Source organism: Cellulosimicrobium cellulans (assembly GCF_024124905.1).
GTDB classification, from domain to species: domain Bacteria; phylum Actinomycetota; class Actinomycetes; order Actinomycetales; family Cellulomonadaceae; genus Cellulosimicrobium; species Cellulosimicrobium cellulans_G.
In genome coordinates this window covers 283024-301576 of record NZ_JAMXST010000003.1, presented here as the reverse complement: position 1 = coordinate 301576, position 18553 = coordinate 283024, and the positions used below count along the sequence as shown (strand labels likewise).

At 74.5% G+C, this 18553-nt stretch carries 11 protein-coding genes; 2 read left to right on the top strand and 9 right to left on the bottom strand.

Features of this window, described 5'->3' with window-relative positions; genetic code table 11:
• Positions 1-4: 4 nt before the first annotated feature.
• The 6 genes from NHH00_RS10070 to NHH00_RS10045 all read right to left on the bottom strand — a co-directional run bounded on the left by NHH00_RS10070 (position 5) and on the right by NHH00_RS10045 (position 12244).
• Positions 5-1927: a heavy metal translocating P-type ATPase gene (locus NHH00_RS10070; protein WP_253051712.1), complete on the bottom strand. Its 1923-nt coding sequence runs from the start codon at positions 1925-1927 to the stop codon at positions 5-7.
• Positions 1928-2076: 149 nt separating this feature from the next.
• A complete protein-coding gene (locus tag NHH00_RS10065; RefSeq protein WP_253051711.1) occupies positions 2077-4311 on the bottom strand; it encodes an AAA family ATPase in 2235 nt (744 codons plus the stop codon).
• A gap of 50 nt (positions 4312-4361) precedes the next feature.
• The gene (locus NHH00_RS10060) at positions 4362-4733 is read right to left on the bottom strand and encodes a carboxymuconolactone decarboxylase family protein (RefSeq protein ID WP_253051710.1); all 372 of its coding nucleotides are present in this window, start codon (positions 4731-4733) and stop codon (positions 4362-4364) included.
• Positions 4734-4936: 203 nt separating this feature from the next.
• The gene (locus tag NHH00_RS10055) at positions 4937-7528 is read right to left on the bottom strand and encodes a glycoside hydrolase family 31 protein (RefSeq protein WP_253051709.1); all 2592 of its coding nucleotides are present in this window, start codon (positions 7526-7528) and stop codon (positions 4937-4939) included.
• A gap of 58 nt (positions 7529-7586) precedes the next feature.
• A complete protein-coding gene (locus NHH00_RS10050) occupies positions 7587-10595 on the bottom strand; it encodes a CBM35 domain-containing protein (protein ID WP_253051708.1) in 3009 nt (1002 codons plus the stop codon).
• Positions 10596-10864: 269 nt separating this feature from the next.
• The gene (locus NHH00_RS10045; protein ID WP_253051707.1) at positions 10865-12244 is read right to left on the bottom strand and encodes an ABC transporter substrate-binding protein; all 1380 of its coding nucleotides are present in this window, start codon (positions 12242-12244) and stop codon (positions 10865-10867) included.
• A 278-nt stretch (positions 12245-12522) separates the two neighbouring features.
• On the opposite strand from NHH00_RS10045, the gene NHH00_RS10040 reads away from it, so the two are divergent.
• Positions 12523-13674 carry a LacI family DNA-binding transcriptional regulator gene (locus NHH00_RS10040; protein WP_253051706.1) on the top strand — a complete coding sequence of 384 codons (1152 nt, stop codon included), beginning with the start codon at positions 12523-12525 and terminating at the stop codon, positions 13672-13674.
• Between the two features lie 352 nt (positions 13675-14026).
• A complete protein-coding gene (locus tag NHH00_RS10035) occupies positions 14027-15202 on the top strand; it encodes a YihY/virulence factor BrkB family protein (protein WP_253051705.1) in 1176 nt (391 codons plus the stop codon).
• A 4-nt stretch (positions 15203-15206) separates the two neighbouring features.
• On the opposite strand, the gene NHH00_RS10030 is transcribed toward NHH00_RS10035, so the two are convergent.
• From NHH00_RS10030 to NHH00_RS10020, 3 genes are all read right to left on the bottom strand, one after another.
• The gene (locus NHH00_RS10030; protein ID WP_253051704.1) at positions 15207-16847 is read right to left on the bottom strand and encodes an MFS transporter; all 1641 of its coding nucleotides are present in this window, start codon (positions 16845-16847) and stop codon (positions 15207-15209) included.
• Complete coding sequence (gene glsA / locus NHH00_RS10025; protein WP_253051703.1) at positions 16844-17881, bottom strand: glutaminase A; 1038 nt, start codon at positions 17879-17881, stop codon at positions 16844-16846. The genes NHH00_RS10030 and glsA overlap by 4 nt, the downstream gene beginning before the upstream one ends.
• Positions 17882-18016: 135 nt before the next feature.
• Positions 18017-18517 (bottom strand): hypothetical protein, encoded by a 501-nt coding sequence (locus NHH00_RS10020; RefSeq protein WP_253051702.1) that lies wholly within the window; start codon positions 18515-18517, stop codon positions 18017-18019.
• Between the last annotated feature and the right edge of the window lie 36 nt (positions 18518-18553).

The following is an 18553-nucleotide window of genomic DNA, read 5'->3' as shown; positions in this document are numbered from 1 at the left end:
CCCGTCAGGCTGCCGTGCGCGCTCTCGTCGCTGGTCGTGGGCTCGGTGCCGGGGCTGCCTCTGCTGCCGCGGACCGGCTCCGGCGCAGGCGAGGGAGCCGGACGGTACGGCCGGCCGCACGCAGCGCCCAGGCGATCGCGAGGACGTCGACGGCCTCCTGGAGCCACGCGCCCACCACCGCCGGCAGAGCACCCGTGGTCGCGACGAGCATGAGGGCGACGCTCACGGCGATCCCGATCCAGATGCTCTGGCGGGCGACGTCGACGGTGCGGCGCCCGATCTCCAGCGTCTCGGCCACGCGCCCGACCTCGTCGGGAAGGATGACGACGTCGGCGGACTCGGTCGCGGCGCTCGAGCCGCGGGCGGCCATGGCGATGCCGACGTCGGCCGCGGCGAGCACCGGGGCGTCGTTGACGCCGTCCCCGACCATGACCACGGGCCGCTCGGGCACGCCGCGCACGGCCGCGACCTTGTCCGCGGGCAGGCACCCGGCACGGACGTCGTCGATGCCGACCTGGTCGGCGACGGCGCGGGCCGTCGCCTCCTCGTCGCCCGTGACCATGAGGACGTGGCCGATGCCGCGCGCACGCAGGCCGGCCACCGTCTCGGCGGCGTCGGCGCGCACCTCGTCGCGCAGGACGAGGCACCCGGCGTAGGCACCGTCGACCGCGACGTGGACCGCGAGCTCGCCCGGAGCGAGCCCGGGCGCGGGCACGTCCACCCCGCCCTGCTCGGCCACGAACGTCCGCTTGCCGACGACGACGCGGACGCCGTCGACGGTCGCGGTCACACCACCGGCCGTCGTCTCGGTGACGTCCTGCGGCACCGGCAGCGCGACGCCGCGGGCGGTCGCGCCCCGCACGATCGCGTCGGCGAGCACGTGGACGGAGGCCTGCTCGGCCCCGGCGGTCAGGCGCACCAGCGTGCCCGCGTCGAGGTCCCCCGCGGGTCGCACGTCGGTCAGCGCGGGCGTGCCTCGGGTGAGGGTGCCGGTCTTGTCGAAGGCGAAGGCCGCCGCCCGGTGCAGCTTCTCCAGCGTCGCGCTGGACCGGATGATCGCGCCCCGGCGGGCCGCACGGCTCATGCCCGCCATGAACGCCACCGGCGCGCCGATGATCAGGGGGCAGGGCGTCGCCACGACGAGCACCTGGGCGAACCGGAGCGGGTCGCCCGAGACCCACCAGGCGATCCCCGCGATCGCGAGCGCGAGCGCCGTGAACGGGAGCGCGTAGCGGTCGGCGAGGCGCACCATCGGGGCGCGGCTCGCCGCGGCCTCCTCGACGAGCGCGACGATCCGCTGGTACTGCGAGTCCGCGGCGCGCCGGGCGACCCGGATCGTCACGGCGCCCGCGCCGTTGATCGCCCCCGAGTACACGGTGTCCCCCGCGACGCGCTCCTGCGGCAGCGACTCCCCGGTGAGCGACGCGTCGTCGAAGACCCCCGCGTCGGACACGAGGACGCCGTCGAGCGGCACGATCTCGTGCGCGCGGACCAGGACCCGCTCGCCCACCTCGACGTCGGCGACGTCGACGTCGCGCACGGTCTCGTCGGCGGTGAGGAGGTGCGCGGTGCGCGGGGCGTTGGACACGAGCGAGGTCAGGTCCTTGCGCGCCCGGCCCGACGCGTACTCCTCCAGGGCCTCGCCGCCGGTGAGCATGAGCACGATGACGGCGGCCGCCCAGAACTCCCCCACCGCGATCGTCGACCCGATCGCCGTCACCGCGAGGATGTCGACGCCGAAGGTCCCCGAGCGCAGCTCCGCGACCATCGCGACCGCGGCCCGCAGCGCCATCGCGCCCGCGTAGACGCCCAGCACCCACGGCACGGCCTCGGGCCGCACCGCCGACAGCACGCCCGCGACGGCGATCACGGCGAGGGTCGCGGTCACGTACGGAAAGGCGCGCGCAGCAGAGAAAATGCGGCTCATGCCAAACATGTTTATCGATGATTCGCATTGATTCAAGCAAGCAGAGCCTTGCCGAACACCATTGATGGAAAGGCAAGAAAGGAAAGCCTCACCATAATGTGGGGGCCCGGGAATCGGGCGCCGGGGGCACGCGCTTCCTCCTCGGCGACCTAGCTCCCGAGGAGGCCGAGGGTCACGGCACGCTCCACGGCGGCGCCGCGCGTCGTGGCGCCGAGCTTGCGGTAGATCGCGCCGACCTGCGTGCTCACGGTGTTGCGGGAGACGAAGAGCCGACGGCCGATCTCGGCCATCGTGAGGTGGGTCTGGAGGTACGGCAGGAGGCGGAGCTCGGCCGGGGTGAGCGGCGGGGCTCCGCGCGTCGCGGCGACGGTCTCGAGCCGGGCCCGGAACGCGGCGACCTCGCCCACCAGGAGCCCCACACGGGGGCGGCGGCGCAGCAGCTCGGCCGCCTCGGCGGCGAGGTGGGTCGCCGTCGTGCGGTCCCCGAGGGCGAGGCACGCGTAGCCGAGCTGGAGCCGGACGCGCAGCGCGAGGTACGGCATGACGTACGTGCACGGCACGCGCGCCCGCATCCCGCGGGCGACGAACCGCTCCGCCGCGGTGCGCTCGCCCCGGTGCGCGGCGACGCGGGCACGCACGGCGAAGGCGATGGCCGTGGTCGAGTAGCCCTCCATGTGGTGGTCGTCGACCGTGGCGACCGCGACACGCGCGTGCCGTTCGGCGTCGTCCCACCGACCGTCGTCGATCGCGAGGATCCCCAGCTCCGCCTCGCTGAGCAGCACGGAGTCCGGGTTCCCCGCCTCGGTCCCGCACGCCACGGCCTCGACGAACGCCTCGCGCGCCGCGTCCCGGTCGCCCACGAGCAGGTGCGCGGAGCCGAGGAGGTGCAGCGCCTGGTCGCGCCACGGGCTCCACGCGGGCTCGTGCTCGACGGCGTAGGCCGCGCACGCGAGGGACGCCTCCGGCCCGTCGGCGCACATGGCGGCCCGCACCTGGCACCGGGCGGACTCGAGCGCGACCCGGTCCTCGTCGGGGAGGAGGTCGGCGTCGAAGCCCTCCAGCACGGCGGCCCACCGCTCGGCCGCCGGGGACTCGCCGAGCAGCAGCGCGCGCCACGCGGCGACCACCGTGAGCTCGGGGAAGGCCTCGACCACGGCGTCGCCGAGCGTGTCGAGCCAGCGCGTCACGACGGCCACCCCACCGTCCTGGTACGTCGGCAGCGCGAGGCGCCCGACGAGGACGGCCGCCTCCTCGACGTCGCCCGCCGCGAGGAGGTGCTCGACCGCGCGGGCCTCCAGCCCCTCCTCGACGTGCCACGCGGCGGCGCGCCGGTGGAGCGGCGCGACGGCGTCGGGCTCGACCCGGTCGAGCTCCGCGAGCAGGAACTCGCGGAACAGCGCGTGGTAGCGGAACCAGCCGCGGTGGTGGTCGAGCGGGACCAGGAACAGGCTCGCGTCCTCCAGCTCGCGCAGCCGCTCCGCGGCGTCCGTGGTGCCGAGCAGTGCGTCGCACGTCGCCGCCGAGAGCTGGTCGAGGACGGCCGTGGCCCGCAGGAAGTGCTGGGTCCGCGCGGGGAGGAGGGTCATGCACTCGCGGTACAGGTAGTCGGCGACGAACCGGTCGGTCCCCGTGAGGGACGACGGGTCCTCGCCCTCGCGCACGAGCAGCGCGCAGAGGAAGACGCCCGTCGGCCAGCCCTCGCACCGCTCGACCACACGGTCCAGCGCCTCGTCCGAGACGACCCCGGCCGCGCGGAAGATCTCGCGCGCGCCGTCGGCGTCGACCCGCAGGTCGTCGGGGCCGACCTCGACGAGGTCGCCCTCCACGCGGCGTCGCGCGTCGTACCCCGGGGCACGACGGCTCGCGACGACGACCTGCGACCCCCGCGGGACGCCGCCGAGCACGATCTCGAGCGCGTCCCGGCAGGATGCCGAGCCCGCCTCGTGGAGGTCGTCGACGAACAGGACGAACGGCGTGCCCGTGCGCGCGAGCGCCGACGCGAGCAGCGGGGCCGACCGGCCGAGCATCGCCGCGCCCGTGCCGCGCATCTCGGCCGCGACCGCGGCGACCTCGGGCGACACGCGCGCGCACGCGAGCGCGAGGAGCGTGAGCAGGGCGCCGGGGTCGTCGTCGAGCCGGTCGAGGCTGGCCCACGCGACCGCGCGGTCCTCGACGCTCGCCCACTCCGCGAGCATGGTCGTCTTGCCGTACCCCGGGGGAGCCGTCACCACGACGACCCGGGCGCCGTCGCGCCGCGCGCGCTCGACGAGCCCGCGCCGGGAGACCGCACCCCGGCGCGGCACCGGAGGCTCGACCTTGCCCGCGAGCAGCGCGGTGCTGAGATCCGGTCGCGCGGTGACCGCCTGACGGCTCCCGTCGGACACGCGAGCAGCCTAGGAGCGGCCCCTCAGGCCCTCAACCGGAGCGGGGGAAATCACCCGGGGCGCCGGGGCGCGCCCTCCGCCGACGCGTCGTCCGCGGCGGCGTCGGCGTCGTCCCACCCCTCGACGGGTTCCAGGCCCAGGGCGAGCGCGACCCGCGGCGCGGCCGCCACGACCGTCGGCAGCCCGACGACCGGCACGACCGCCGCGAGGACGCCCACCACCTCCGCCGGGTCGATCCCGGCCTCGACCGCGGCGTCGATCTCGGCGCCGTACGTGGGGACCGACGCGCCGACGGCGACCGCGGCCGCGATCCGCACCAGGGCACGGTCGCGCCCGGACAGCGCGTCGTCCCCGAGCGCCGCGCCGTCGGCGACGCGCTCGTCGTTGATCGTGAGCCGCCGGAGCACCTCCGCATGGTCCACGCCGACCACCCACCCTTCCGACCCGGGCCCGGCCGGGGTCCCATCGCGCCTGTCCCCTGCCCGATCACCCCTCCCCGCCAGCATGACGACGCCACGGCGCGGGGTCGTCACGCAGAACGCATGACGACCACGACGGGGCGCGGCGGCGCTCGTCCGGGTGCCGCGCCGCCCCAGCACGAACGGCGCGGCACCCCGATGGACCCTCAGGCCGGTCGGACGGCTTCCGACAGACCGATGAGGACGTCCCCGCCGGCGACGTGCTGCCCTGGCGCGCGGGCCAGGAGGATCTCGGTGAGCGCGGACTCGAGCGCGCGCGGCAGTCCGAGCGCGTGCAGGTGCGACACGCGCACCGACAGGGGCCGGTCCGCCGTGAGCACGCGGTGGGCGCGCTCCTTGTCGTCGTAGGGGACGCGAGCGCGGTCGAGCGCGGTGAACACGCGGGCCGCGACGTCGTTGTCCGCGAGGCGGGGGTCGTGACCGAGGTCGACGACGAGGCGGGACGTCGGTGCGACTGCCTCGACCGTGACGTGCAGCCCGTGGTCGTCGCGCTCGACGAGAGCGTCGGCAGGCGTGCCGTCGACCGTGACGACGGGCGCGACGTCGGCGGGGGCACGCAGGCCCCCGAGCGCCGGGAACGTCAGCGTCCAGCGCCGCGCCGCGGGGACCACGCGGACGTCGCCCTGGACGGGCCCGACGGCGGCGCGGCCCGCCGCCTGGTCGAACGTCATCGGCGTGCGCGCCTCGTGGGCGGGGTCCCCCGGGGTCTCCCGGAGCAGCCCGCCGGGGAGGCCACCCGACGGGAGGCCCTCCGCGTCCTCGACGAGGTCGAGCGCGCCGTCGGACCCGACGACGACGAGCACCTCGACGTGCTCGGGGTGCACGACGCCGTTGCCCGGGACGGTCGCGCCGTCGAGCGGCACGACCGCGCCGGTGCGCGCGAGGACGGGGATGCTCGCGAGGTCGCGATGCAGCCAGACCTCCCGGCCGCCGTCGTAGACGAGCCCGCCGAGCAGGTCGACCCACGTGCCCTCCGGGAGCCACGCGCGCACCGCGGCGGTTCCGGAGGCGCGATCCGCCGGGGCGGTGATCGGCGCGACGACGAGCTCGGAACCGAAGAGGTACTGGTTGCGTGCCCTGTAGGCCTCGGGAGCCTCGGGCCACTCGTGGTAGAGCGGCTGGACGAGGGGGACGCCAGCGCGCGCGGCGCGGACGTTCATCGTGTGCAGGTACGGCAGCAAGCGGTGGCGCAGGCGCAGCGCCGCGACCTGCGCGTCGCGGGCCTCGGGGCCGAACGTCCACGGCTCCTTGCGCGTGAACGGGTTCCCCGCCGAGTGCAGGCGCAGGATCGGCGAGAAGACGCCGAGCTGCACCCACCGCGTCGCGAGCTCGTCGTCCTTGGTGCCGTGCATATGGCCGCCGACGTCGTGGCTCCACCACCCGTACCCGATGTTGCTCGCGGTCGCGGTGAAGTACGGCTGGAAGTCGAGCGTCTCCCACGAGATGACCGAGTCCCCCGAGAAACCGACCGGGTAGCGGTGGCTCCCCGGACCGGCGTACCGGGAGAAGGTCAGGGCCCGCGTCGCCCGGCTCGCGGCGGCGCGCGACGCTTCACCCGCGTTGTCGAGGTAGTGCACGTGGTTGAGCATCCACAGCGGATCGATCCCGGGTACGCGCGAGACGGCGCCCTGCTGCCAGTCGACCCACCAGAAGTCGACGCCGTCGCGCTCGAGCCCGCGGTGCAGCACCTCGACGTAGGCGCGCAGGAAGTCGCGGTCGGTCGCGTCGAACGCGACCGGCTCGCCGCTCTCCGGGTCGAGCCCGAGCGCCTCCGCCATCGCCGGGTAGGCGTCCTCGAACGCCCGGACCCCGTCGGCAGGGTGCACGTTGAGCGTGACGCGCAGGCCGTCGTCGTGCAGCGACCGCAGGAACGCCGCCGGGTCGGGGAAGAGGTCGCGGTTCCAGGAGTACCCGGTCCAGCCGCTCCCGTGCCGGGGGTCGACGTCGGTCACGTGCCAGTCCATGTCGAGCACCGCGACCGACAGCGGGACGCCCTCGCGACGGAAGCGCCGCACGAGCTCGGCGTAGGAGTCGGCCGAGTACCGGTGGAACCTGCTCCACCACGTGCCGAGCGCGTACCGGGGCAGCACCGGCTGCGGCCCGGACAGCGCGTACAGCGCCCGGAGCGCGGCCCGGTAGTCGTGCCCGTACGCGAAGATGTAGAGGTCCTGGCGCGACCCGTCGCGCGGAGCGACCCAGCCGTCGTCGTCCAGGACGAGGCCGGCCGAGTCGTCGATCACGGCCCAGCCGTCGCGCGAGACGACCCCGGGGCCCAGCGGGACCGGGCCGTCCGCCTCGTCGAGCGTGCGCGCCGTCCCGCCGAGGTTGCCCGGCCCGTTCCCGACGGCGTCGGGCTCCACGGGGACGGCCGTCGCCGGGACGCCCGGCCCGCGCTGCCCGTACCGCCACACCCCGTGGTAGGCCGAGTGCGCGCCGAGCACCTCGACGCTGAGCCCGCTCGCGCTGAACGGCCCCCCGTCGTACCGCAGGCGCAGCCGGTCCGTGACGATCTCGACCCCGTCCGCGGGCCCGGTGCCGGGCCGGGTCACCCGAAAGTCCGGCACCGGCAGGTCGCGGTGCAGCGCGAACGCCGAGGCGCGGTCCTCGAACACGCCGTCCTCCGCGCGCTCGAGGCGCACCAACCCGTCGGCGAGCACCGTGATCCGGTACTGGTCGCCGAGGATCGTCGCCCCGGGGCGGGCGACGGGGCTGGTGGCGAGGCGGGGCGGGAAGGTCATGTGCGGCAGTTCCTGTCGGTGCGGGTTCGGGGGTGGTCGTGGCGGGGCGGGGCTCAGGTCACGGGCGGGTCACCCCGCACGCGAGGCCGTCGAGCGTGGCGGCGTCGAACGCCGGGCCGGCTCCCAGGCCGGGGACGTGCGTGGTGCCGAGCACGACGAACGTCGTGCTGCGCCCCGGGCGCAGCGCGGTCCGTCCCGAGGCCGTGACCCGCGTGCCGTCCTGCGCGACGGTGACGCCGATCCCCGTGGCCACGACGTCGTCCGGCCTCGCGTACCACGCGAGCTCCCAGCCATCCAGCGGCTCGGTGCCGGTGTTGGTGACGCGCACGGTCGTGAGCGTCGTGCCCCCGACGGTGAGCGTCCCTGCCCCGACCGAGCACGTTGCGGGCGCGTTCTCGAGGAGGCCGTAGTTGCCGCCCTCGTCGTGGACGGTGCCCCACAGGTGGTGGTCGCCGTCGGGCTGCGAGGTGACGCCCGAGACGCGGACGTCGGAGAACCGATGGTCACCGCCGAGGCGCGCGGCGACGCCGTACGAGCCGGTCCGCTCGATCCTGGTGTCACTGACCCGCAGGTCGTTCACCCAGTGGCTGCCGCTCACCAGGAGCCCCTCGTACGTCGAGTCGAGGATCTGGGTGCCGCGGATCACGACGGGCGTCGTGATGTGGCTCGTGTCCGCGAACACCCAGATGCCCCCGAACGACGTGCTCCAGTTGGGCTCCCACCCGCCGGTGCGGATCAGCGTGCTGTCCTCGACGACCGTGGTCCCCGAGAAGGGCACGGGGTTGAAGCGCGTGCTCACCGCGACACCCGCGGCGGCGGTGAGCGTGTCGCGCACGACGAGCCCCGAGACGCTGTTCGAGTCGCCGCCGTAGATCGCGGCGCCGTTGCCGAGCAGCGGGCTCGTGACCGTGCTGCGCACGAACGACGAGCGCGTCACCGCGCCGCCCGAGGACCACATCGCCATCGCGTCGTCGCCGGTGTTGCGCACCGTCGTGTGCTCGACGCGCGTGTCCGTGACCCGACCGTGCAGGTGGACGCCGTCGGCGAACGTGTCCCGCACGCGGAGCCCGAGCGCGTACAGCCCGTCGGTGCCGGTGTCGGCCCAGAGGCCGACCTTCGTGTGCCTGACCCACACGTTCTGGACGAACGAGCCCTGCCCGAAGCTGCCCTCGAGCGCCGCGTCGAACCGGGCGTCGTCGCGGTACCGGACGTCGCCGTCGACCATGAGATCCGCGACCGTCACGCCGGACCCCTGCGCGTAGAACCCTCCCTTGCCGTCGCGGCCCGCGACCACGGAGTACCAGGGCCCTGCGCCGCGGACCGTGACGTCGTGCACGCGCACGCGGTCGGTCAGCGTGAAGCGGCCCGGTGGGACCCACACCCCCGTCCCGGCCTCGCGCGCCGCGGCGACCGCAGCGACGAACGCGGCGGTGTCGTCGGTCGGGGTGGCTGTGGACGAGTCCGTGGAGGAGTCGTCCGTGGCGCCGTGGTCGCGCACGTCCACGAAACCGAGAGGTGCCGTGAGCGGCGCGGGCGCGACCTCGGTCTCGACGAGGTCGACGGTGTACGGGAGGTCGGCGGAGGCGCTGTCGCGCTGGAGGCGCAGCGTCGTTCCGACCTTCAGCTCGCGCGGGAGGACGACGCGCGTCTCGTCGAAGAACCGCTGCGTCCCGCCCTGCGTCGGGTCGTTGCCGTACGGGTAGCCGCCGTAGACGTGGGAGTAGCGCGAGGTGACGTCGACGTCGGCGACCTTGCGCCCGCCCGCGTAGACGCCGAGCGAGCCGTCCTGGCCGGTCCCGTCGGCCGAGTCCGGGACCGACGCGCGCAGCACGATCGCGTTCGCCGGCTCCGTGAGGGTCCACTCGACCCGCTCGCCGGTGCGGTCGAGCGTGACGGCCTGTCGGCCGGACGCCTCGGCCGCGACCGTGCGGAACGCGCGGCTCGGCGCGAGCACCTCGCCGGTCGTGCGGCCGTGCTCGGCCTCGTACGTCGTCGCGGGCGTGGACGCGCCGCGGTCCGCGAACGGTTCGCCGCGCTGCAGCGTCACGCGGTCGATCTCCAGGCCCGACGGCGCCGGCGCACCCTGAGCGGACGCGTCCCCCTGGGCGCCCGTGCGGCGCAGCTCGACGCTGCCCAGCCTGGCGCGGAGCGGGAGGGTCACCGCGACGTCGCCCCAGCGCTCGCGCGAGGCCAGGACGAGACGCCCGACGGGCTGCCCGTCCACCGCGAGGACCACGTCCTGGTCGGCGCCGGTGCTGTTGCGGTACCGGAACGTCACGGTCTGGTCGCCGGCCTTCGCCGCGTCCACCGCGACGACGAGGCGCGCACGGGGTGCGGCCAGATCGACGCCCTCCACCCCGGCGGTTGCGCCGTTCGCGGTGAACGCGCTCTCGGCCTCGTACTGCTGCCCCGCACGTGGAGCGGTGGTGCGAAGGACGTCCGCGACGTCGTCGTACCGCGTGTCCGGGCCGGAGCCCGGCTCCGTGCCGGGCTGGGTCGCGCCGCCGCCGGGTACTGAGAGGTCGCCGACCGACGTCAGCGCGATCGCGTCGAGGTTGACGTTGCCCGTGTCGTCGGCGTCGAAGCGGTAGACGACGGTCTGCTCGCCCGCGTCGAGCGACACGACCTCCTGGTGCACGAACCACGTGCTCCACGACGCCCCCACCGCGGAGGGCAGGGTGACCTGCCGGTCCTCGACCGCGTCGTCGTGCACGACGACCTGCGAGAGCGTCATGTCGGAACCGAGCCCGTTCGCGTACCGGAGGTTGAGGCCGTACTCGCCGGCCTCCGGGACGTCGAGCGTGAACGTCACGCTCGCGGTCCCGGTGTGGTCGATGACGAACCCGTCGACGAACCCGGTCCCGGAGAACCCGAGGTGGTTGTCGTTGACGCCCGCGCCCCCGACGAGCACCGCATCCTCCGCCTCGAGCTCGATCGGCAGCGTGGCGGTGACTGCCGGGGCGACCTCGGTCGGCAGGGCGGGAGCGACGGCGGGCTCCGCCGCCGCGGGCCCGGCGACCAGCGCGGCCCCGACGAGCGCGGCGACCACAGCCCCCGCTGTGGGCATGGAATGGGCCCTGTCGGAACGACGCGAGCGTGCCCATTTCATGCCCTCAGCGAGGGTGGAGGTGGGCCAGGTTCGGTGCACGACGATCTCCTTCGACCGCAGGGCGGACGGGCGGGCTGGTGGTGGTCTGTCGGGGCGCTCACCCGAGGGGGCCGTCGGGCGAAAAGCCGAACCCGGGGTTCTGGACCGGGGAGCGGCCGAACCCGGGGATACGGGCGGGTTCGGCACCGGGGGGTGCAGTGCAGCAACCCCGGGTTCGGCGGTGGGCGTCAGCCCTGAGCGGCGTCGAGGAGCGCCTGGGCCTGCTCTTGCACCTGGGCGACGAGCGCGTCGATGTCCGCGTCCTCGTCGGTGAGCACGGCCTGGACCACCGGGTCGAGCAGCGCGTAGATCTCCTGCGTCGAGCGTGCGGGCTCGGGGACGACCGGCTGGTCGAAGATGTTCTCCGTGTAGGAGCTCATCTGGTCCACCGGCACGTTGACGTACTCCTCGGTCCAGGCGCGCGACTCGAGGTACGTCTGCTCGTCGAAGACCGGGAGCTCCGGGGCGCCGACCGGCTGGTCGTTCGCGACGGCGGTCTCCGCGTCGAGCTTCGCCGCCGCCTCGTCGGTGAGCTTCTCCATGTAGTAGAAGTCGATCCACTCGACGCCGGCCGCCTGCTCCTCGGGCGAGGCCTTCGCGCTCACCGCGGCGAGCGTGCCGCCGCCGAGGACGCCGCCGTCGCCGACCAGCGGGATGACGGTGAGCCCGTAGTCGTCCGGGTTCATCGCGTTCTGCGTGAAGAGGTTGCCGTAGTTGCCGCCGCCCGAGACGTACATCCCGATCTGGCCCGCGGCGAAGTCCTGGTTGATGCTCCCCCAGTCGTAGAGGAAGTTCGCGCCCATCGAGTCGTCCTCCCACCGCAGCGCGTGCAGGTACTCGAGCACCTCGGTGAGCTCGGGCGTGTCGATCGTCGACGTCGCGGTCTCGCCGTCGAACTCCTGGACGGAGCCGCCGAACGCGTTGGTGAGCGTCGTGAGGATCCAGCCCCCGGTGTTGCCCGACGTCATGGTCGCGTAGCCCGCGACGCCGGTGGCGTCCGCGATGGTCTTCGCGTCCTCGCGGACCTCCTCCCACGTGGTCGGAGGGTCGTCGGGGTCGAGCCCCGCCTGCTCGAACAGCGTGCGGTTGTAGTGCAGGCCCTGGCTGTAGGCGGCGATGGGCACGGCCCACATCGAGCCGTCGGCGGCCTGGCCGGCCTGCGCGACGTTCGGGTTGAAGTCCTCCGCGTACGGGAGCTCGGCGACGAGGTCGCTGATGTCGGCGATCTGCTCGCGCTCGATGAGCCCGCGGCCGTCGGTGAACGGGATCGTGAAGACGTCGGGGAGCGTGCCGCCCGCGAGCTCGGTGGCGAAGGTCGTGCCCTCCCACGTGTACTCGCGCGCCGTGACGGTGATGTCCGGGTGCTCTTCCTCGAACTGCGCGACGCGCTCGTCGAACTTGGCTCGTGCGTCGTCGTCCAGGCCGGCGTCGATCGAGACCTCGATCTCGACCGCGCCGGAGGTGGCGGCGCCGTCACCCTCGGCGTCGTCGCCGGTGCCGCACGCGGTCAGGGTGAGGACCAGGGCGCCGGTGAGCGCAGCCGCGCCCACCGTGGTTGCTGACTTCATCGTCTCTCCTCGCTGAGGACTCCGGGCCATGATGCCCGCGTCTGCTGGGTGTCGGGAACGCGCTGCCCCTCGACGCCGCCGGTACGTCCCGTCGGTCGCCGTCCCCACCGTGAGCAGTGCAGGTTTAGCGGTATACGTTTAACGCTAAACGCGCTTAGGATCGGCGTCAAGCGACCGACGGGTCACGAGTTGGTCACGGTGCCCGGACGCCGTCGCCGCTACCGTCGACCCTCGGGCCGACCCGCGCCCCGCCCACGACCGAAGGAGCCGCGCCGACGATGGCCCGCGTCACGCTCAAGGACATCGCCCGCGAGGCGGGCGTGTCCGTCATGACCGTCTCCAACGTGGTGAACGGCAACCTCGGCCGCGTCTCCCCCGCGACGGCCCGCGAGGTCGAGCGCATCGTCGCCGCGCGGGGCTACGTGCCCAACGGTCCGGCGCAGAGCCTCGCCGCGCGGCGCACCCGCCTCGTCGGCCTGCTGCTACCCGACCGCGCCGACGGCGGCAGCCTGCTCGGCAGCCCGCACGACGTCGCCGTCGCCGGGGCCGTCGAGGCGCGCCTGCGCGAGCGCGACCACCACCTCATGCTGCGGGGCGTCACGCACCACCGCGACGTGCTCGACTCCGTCCAGCGCTGGAACCTCGACGGGATCGTCGTCATGGGGTTCACCGACGACGAGCTCGCGACGCTCGACCTGCCGCGGGGCGTGCCCGCGGTCGTCGTCGACACCTACGTGGACGCCCCCGGTGCCGCGACCGTGCGCGCCGACGACTTCGAGGGCGGGCGGCTCGCGGGCGAGCACCTGCGCGCCCTGGGTCACCGCGAGGTCGTGCTGTGCGGGCCCGTGGGCACGACGAGCCAGGTCGTCCGCGAGCGCCTCGCCGGCTTCCGCGCGGGGCTCGGGCTCGACCCGGCCGACGCGGCCGAGCCGAGCGCGCCCGACCGTCACACCCGGGAGGAGCGAGCGGCGCAGGACGTGGTCCGTGGCGAGGCGGGGGACGGCGTCGTGCTGCATGTCGTACCGGCGAACACGACGTACGACGACGGCCTCGACGCGGCCGCGCGCGTCGCGGCCAGTCATCCCGGCGCGACGGCGGTGTTCGCCACGGCGGACGTCCTCGCCGCCGGGATCTCGCGCGGGCTGACCCAGGCCGGGGTCCGTGTGCCGGGCGAGGTGTCGGTCGTCGGGTTCGACGACGCGGAGATCGCGCGCTACGTCGACCCGCCGCTCACGACGGTCGCGCAGGACACCGCGCTCAAGGGGCGCACCGCGGCGGACCTGCTCCTGGACGCGCTCGACGACGGTGCGTCGCGACCGCGGCGGCCCGCCCAGGACGCAGCCCGCGACGAGCTGGCCGACCGACCCACCGGCGTTACCCGCATCGACGTCGCGCTGGTCGAGCGGCGGTCGACCGCGGCCGCGCCGTAGCCGCGGCTGCCTGCTCGCGCATCGGGGCCACGGTCGACAGGACGCACCCGTCGCGAGGACCTCATGACCGCGACGACCGCACCGCTCGTCACGACCCTCGCCGTCCCGGCCCGCCGGAGCGCGCGGTCGGCGTCTTCACCGCCGAGCGGGCCGCGTCACGCGCTAGGACCCGCCCCACGCCGTCGCCTTCACCTGGCACAGCGGGGAGCGTGCGGGCACTTCGCACTGACCGTCCCCGGCTTGCGGGTGCAGCCGGGCGCCCCGAGCGTGGTGAGGGTCCGGGACGGGCCGCGAGGCCGGTCCGCCGACGCGAGCGTCGTGCGCCGAGGCGACGCCCACCGAGGAGGCCGCCATGACCGAGAGCAGCAGCGGACGCCGCGCGTCCGAAACCGCGGCGGACGCCGAGGCCGGGCCTGCCCCCGACGCCGAGCGCAAGCCGGGCTCCCCCACCGACCTGCACAAGCCGTCGTGGGGGTTCGCGCTCAAGGGCGCGGTGCGCGAGTTCCTGGACGACCAGTGCACCGACCTCGCCGCGGCCCTCACGTACTACGCCGTGCTCGCCTCCGCGCCCGCGCTCCTGGCGCTCGTGTCGATCCTCGGGCTCGTGGGCGACGGCGAGAAGGCGGTCGACTCGGTCCTGACGAGCGTCGAGGGGGTCGTGCCGTCCACCACGCTGAGCATGATCGAGCCGCTCGTCGAGCAGGCCGCCGACACCGACAAGGCCGGGTGGGCGCTGGTCATCGGTGTCGTGCTGGCCCTGTGGTCCGCGTCGGGCTACGTCGGGGCGTTCAGCCGGTCGATGAACCGCATCTACGAGGTCGAGGAGGGGCGCCCGATCTGGAAGCTGCGGCCCGTCATGCTCGGCGTGACGGTCGTCGTGGTGGTTCTCGCGGCGCTCGTCGTCGCGAGCCTCGTGCTCTCCGGACCGATCGCGCGCCAGGTGGGCGAGCTCGTGGGCCTCGGGGACACCGCGATCGCCGTGTGGCAGGTCGTGAAGTGGCCGGTCGCGCTCCTGCTCGTGGTGGTCCTCGTCGCGCTGCTGTACCACCTCACGCCGAACGTGAAGCAGCCGCGCTTCCGGTGGGTCAGCCCCGGGGCGCTCCTCGCGATCCTCGTGTGGGCGCTGGCGTCCGCCGCGTTCGGGCTCTACCTGGGCAGCGGCCTCAGCAGCTACGGCGCGACGTACGGGACTCTCGCCGGCGTCATCATCTTCCTGCTCTGGCTGTGGATCACGAACCTCGCCCTCCTGCTCGGCGCCGAGCTCGACGCGGAGGTCGAGCGCAGCCGCGAGCTCCAGGGCGGGCTCGAGGCCGAGGAGCGCCTCCAGCTCCCGCCGCGGGACACGCGCGCGAGCGACAAGAAGGCGGCCAAGCGCGACGAGGCGGTCGAGCAGGCCCGTGCGCTGCGCCGGAGCGGCGGGCGCTCCGCGGGCGCCGAGACCCGGGACGGCGGCCCCGGTCAGGAGTCGGGTCGCGGTGCCCACCGCTCCACCGACGGGCCTGACGGCGCCGGAGGCCGCGAGGCGTAGCGGGCTACCGGGCGGGCGCGGGGTCGGGGATCTCGTCGGGCCGGTAGCGCGGCAGGCGGCTCGCGGGGAGGATCGCCGTCGCGCTGACCGCGGCCAGGACGAGGAGGCCGATCTTCAGCGTCCCGAGGCGCGCGTCCTCGTTGAGCGCGACGGCGGCGTCCACCTGGGCGGGCGTCGCGTCGGTGCCCGCGAGGACCGTGCGCAGGTCGTCGTTGCTCACGAAGTTGACGGTGTCGAGGTCGACCTGGGCGACGAGCGACGGCGGCAGCTCGGGGTGCTCGACGACGGCGCGCCCGACGCTGAACGACAGGATCGTCACGAGCAGCGCGCCCGCGAGCGCCGTGCCGACCGCCGAGGCGAGGTTCTGCGTCGTGCCGCGGATCGAGCCGACGTCGCCCGCGAGGGTCTTGGGCGCCGCCGTGACGAGCACGTTGAACACGAGCGTCACGAGCGCACCCTGGCCGATCCCGAAGACGACGAGGCCGAGGATCGTGGGCAGCGTCTCCCAGTTGTTCGTCACGACGAACGACAGCCAGAGCAGCGCGGCGGTCGTCAGCGTGAAGCCGACGACCCCGATCGTGCGCGGCGGGTAGCGCCGGTAGAAGCGCACGACGAGCGTCGCGGTGACGAACACGGTGAGGTTGAACGGCATCATCGCGAGCGCCGTGTCGAACGGCGTGCGGCCCTGCACGATCTGGATGTAGAGCGGCACGGTGAAGTTCAGCGCGGCCTCGAGGGCGACCACGACGAACATCGCGTAGACCGCCGCTCGTTCGCTGGGCCGTGCGAGGACGGACAGGTCGACGAGCGGGACCTTGCCGGCGGCGGTCCGGCGCCGCGTCCACCAGAAGAACGCCTGCCCGAGCACGATGCCGAGCAGGACGAGCACGGGTGCGGGCGAGACGCCGACCAGGTCGAACGGGGCGCCCGGCGCGGCGAAGAACAGTCCCCAGGCGTTGAGGTTGTTGAAGCCGAGGGTGAGCGCCACGACGGCCGCGCCGATGAGCACCGCGGCCACGAGGTCGATGCGGATGCCGGGGTCGCCCGCGTCGGACCGGAGCCGGAAGCTGAGCACGAAGACGACGACGGCGAGCGCGAGGACGATGCCGAAGGTGGGTCGCCAGCCGATGAGCGTCCCGAGCGCGCCGCCGATGAAGAACGCGCTCATGCCGGACACCGCACGCGCCGAGCCGAGCGAGCCGATCGCCGTCGCCTGCTGGGGTCCGCGGTAGTTCTCCGCGATGAGGGCGACGAGCGCGGGCACGATGATCGCGGCCGAGGCGCCCGCGACGGCCTGGCCCGTGATGGCCCACGCGACGGTCGGCGAGAGGATCATGAGCAGCGCCGAGCCGGCGAACGTCGCCACGACGACCCGGAAGATCGCGACCCACCCGATCCGCTGCCCCAGCTTCGCCCCGGTCATGACGAGCGCGGCGACCGCGAGGCCGTAGACGACGATCGTCGTGCTCGCGACGGTCGGCGGGACGCCGAAGTCCTCCACCATCCCGCCCAGCGACACGGGCAGCGCCGCGACGTTGAACGACATGAGGACCTGGGCGAGGAACAGGCCGACCATCGGCACCCACGACCGACGGTCCTCGGTCGCCGGTGCGGCGGTGGCGTCGACGGCGTCTCGGGTGCTCACAGGACGGCGTCCCTTCTCTCGGTCGGGCGGGTGGTCGTCACGGGGACGTGCGGGGAGGACGCGAAGAGGTTGAGGCCGAGCGTCCGCGAGAGGTACGCGGTCGCACGCTGGCCGCGCACGCTGTTCCCGGCCGGGTCGAGCGGCGGTGAGAACGTGCCGATCGCCCCCTTGCCGGGGGCGACCGCGACGATGCCCCCTGCCACGCCGGACTTGGCCGGCAGGCCGATCTCGAACAGCCACTCCCCGGACCGCTCGTACATGCCCGTCGCGGCGAGCACCGCGAGCGTGTCCCGGCACACCTGCGCGGAGACCACGCGCTCGCCCGTGACCGGGTTGACCCCGCCGTCCGCGAGGGTCGCGCCCATGACGGCGAGGTCGCGCGCGCTCACGCGCAGCGCGCACTGCTTGGTGTAGACGTCGACGACCTCCAGCGGGTCGACCTCGATCCGTCCGTAGCTCTCCAGGAGCCGCGCGATCGCCTTGTTGCGCATGTTCGTCGCCGACTCCGACCGGTACACGACCCCGTCGAGCTCGAGCGGCCGACCGGCGAACCGGGACAGGCCGGTCCGCACGTTCTCCCACTGCTCGGCGAAGGACGAGCCGGGCATGAGCGCCGTGGTCGCGAGCGCGCCCGCGTTGACCATGGGGTTGCGCGGGTGGCCGTCGTGGAGCTCGACCGCCATGACCGAGTTGAAGGCGAGGCCCGTGTTGTCCACCCCGACCCGTTCGAGCACCCCCTCGTGGCCGTAGGCCTCGCAGACGAGCGCGTAGACGAACGCCTTGGAGATCGACTGGACGGAGAACTCGACGTCGGCGTCGCCCACGGCGTGGACCGCCCCGCCCGACTCGGCGACGCACACCCCGAACAGAGCCGGGTCCGCCTCGGCGAGGACGGGGATGTAGTCGGCGACAGCACCGTCGTCGTGCGCGCGGTACCGCGCGTGGGCCGCGCGCACGTGCTCCTCGACGCGGTCCCACCCCGGGAGGGACCCGGTCGCGACCTCCTGCTCGACCCCGTCGACGTCCAGTCCCATCCCGTCCCCTCCGTCCGGATCGTCCGCAGCGACCACGCGCGATGCTGCCACGTCCGCCCCGCGGGCGCAGGAGGAGGCACGGGGCGGTGGGCGTCGCGGCCGGGGAGATCGGCTCCCGGCGCTGGGCCGCGGCCCTCAGTCGCCGTAGGCGGGCGCCTGCCAGTCGTGGTACAGCGACACGTGGGTGTCCCCGTCACCCTGGAGGCGCAGCACCATGTACACGTCCCACCGGAGCTCCTCCGTGTCGAACCCGCTGCCCGGCTCCTGGAGCCGGGAGAGGTGCTCGGCCGGCATCCCGAGCGCGTCGCCCACGCACTCGACGTCGTCCCAGGTCGTGCCCAACCCGCCGGGCCCCGTCGCCGCCTCCACCGCGCCGAAGTCGATCGACCCGTTGTCCCGGTCGAGGGTCGCGCCCGTGAAGTCGAGATCGCAGGCCTCGAACGCCGTCGCCACGTCCTCGATGTTCGCCTCGCGGGCGAGGCGCGGGCGGACGGTGAGGTAGACGACGAGCGCGGCGGCGACGACGAGGACGAGGACGAGCGAGACGACGAGGACCAGGCGCCCTCGACGCCGGGTCGGGCTCGGGACCGGCGGGACCGGCGTACCGGCGGTGGGCAGGTCGGGCTGCAGCGTCATGGTTCCCCCCGGGTGCTCGTGAGGCCGCCCGTCGGC

What these genes read in the sequence shown, in the direction of transcription:
- NHH00_RS10070 (WP_253051712.1), bottom strand. Translation starts at nt 1,927, where the DNA reads ATGAGCCGCATTTTCTCTGCTGCGCGCGCCTTTCCGTACGTGACCGCG.
- NHH00_RS10055 (WP_253051709.1), bottom strand. Translation starts at nt 7,528, where the DNA reads ATGACCTTCCCGCCCCGCCTCGCCACCAGCCCCGTCGCCCGCCCCGGG.
- NHH00_RS10050 (WP_253051708.1), bottom strand. Translation starts at nt 10,595, where the DNA reads ATGCCCACAGCGGGGGCTGTGGTCGCCGCGCTCGTCGGGGCCGCGCTG.
- NHH00_RS10045 (WP_253051707.1), bottom strand. Translation starts at nt 12,244, where the DNA reads ATGAAGTCAGCAACCACGGTGGGCGCGGCTGCGCTCACCGGCGCCCTG.
- NHH00_RS10040 (WP_253051706.1), top strand. Translation starts at nt 12,523, where the DNA reads ATGGCCCGCGTCACGCTCAAGGACATCGCCCGCGAGGCGGGCGTGTCC.
- NHH00_RS10035 (WP_253051705.1), top strand. Translation starts at nt 14,027, where the DNA reads ATGACCGAGAGCAGCAGCGGACGCCGCGCGTCCGAAACCGCGGCGGAC.
- glsA (WP_253051703.1), bottom strand. Translation starts at nt 17,881, where the DNA reads ATGGGACTGGACGTCGACGGGGTCGAGCAGGAGGTCGCGACCGGGTCC.
- NHH00_RS10020 (WP_253051702.1), bottom strand. Translation starts at nt 18,517, where the DNA reads ATGACGCTGCAGCCCGACCTGCCCACCGCCGGTACGCCGGTCCCGCCG.